General features: G+C 41.1%; 1 protein-coding gene. It reads right to left on the reverse strand.

Annotation, left to right across the window (positions count from 1 at the left end):
• Positions 1 to 263: 263 nt before the first annotated feature.
• Positions 264 to 623 carry a hypothetical protein gene (locus tag HW115_RS19465; RefSeq protein WP_178935327.1) on the reverse strand — a complete coding sequence of 120 codons (360 nt, stop codon included), beginning with the start codon at positions 621 to 623 and terminating at the stop codon, positions 264 to 266.
• Between the last annotated feature and the right edge of the window lie 591 nt (positions 624 to 1,214).

A 1,214-nucleotide genomic window follows, 5' to 3' on the forward strand; every position in this document is an offset into this window, starting at 1 on the left:
GAATATCCGAACTAATCTCCAAAGGTGGCTTCAGGTATAAACTTCGCAGACTGTAGGTTGAGTAAGCTAGAATAATAAGCGACAAACAGATAACTAGTCTCACCAGTAAAGAGCGTTTCATTTTTTTGCCCAACGTAAAGCACACCGGCAGCGATCAGGCGCCAATATGCGGATTATAGATACAATCTCGTAAAAGGGTTTGCCGTCGCAAACTCGACAGCTACTAGCTGTCGGGTGCTGCGACTTGTTGGGCTTGATTTTTTTCAAGCATCATTGAGAGCATATGACATTAATTTCACAGCAACATCAGAATCTTTTAGTGTCTGGTGTGCTTCGTCTTTCGATTCTTCTATGGCGTCTTGGAAGAAGTAAAAATCAAATAGATTTCGATATTCGACGCTGTCATGGGAATACTGAATACTTCCTTCTGTTTTCTCAATCTCGAAAAATTCAAGAGATGATTCCTTCGAGACTGGGGTTCTCGCAAATATTTCAATCACTTCCGAATCGGCATTCAGAGATCGACTCTTACAGAAATCCTCAAACGATCCGTCATTACGAAAATATTTAACTAGGTCTGTGATGGTCATATTTTTTTGCCCAACGTAAAGCTCACCCGCCACGATGAAATGGTTGATGAACGGATTAATAGATTTCCTTTTGAGGGATAGAAACAAAACCTGGCCAGTCAGCTACTAGTGGTCGGGTGCAGCGACTTGTTCGGCCAATTATAATCATATACATTAAATCGGTAGGACTAAAACCTCTCACAAAAAAATGATCCGATTAAAATAATGTAAATCAGAGGACCGTATAAAAAATTCAAGACTAATATCCAACGCGGTACACATCTATTAGAAGGTCTAAGTAGTCTCACACAATAAACGAAGGATGCAATTAAGCACACCCAAAGCAGCAAATACATGGCTATACCTACGGCAAAAGGGATAGTAATTGATTTTAGGAATAGTGGCCTTTGAAATATCAAGTAACAGCCATAGCCAACGGGCGTGGGCCACAGATACACAGCATGCTGGCGTATAGTAGTTTGGAGTTTATCGAACATTGTTTATCTGCCGAACGTAAAGCACACCGGCAGCGATGTACCAGATGTGCAAAGTTTATAAGTTTTAATTCTGTAAACCGGCTGAAAAACCAGACTCGTCAGCTACTAGCTGTCGGGTGCTGCGACTTGTTCTGCTTGTTGTTTAACA

This window comes from Oceaniferula marina, from assembly GCF_013391475.1.
GTDB lineage: Bacteria > Verrucomicrobiota > Verrucomicrobiia > Verrucomicrobiales > Akkermansiaceae > Oceaniferula > Oceaniferula marina.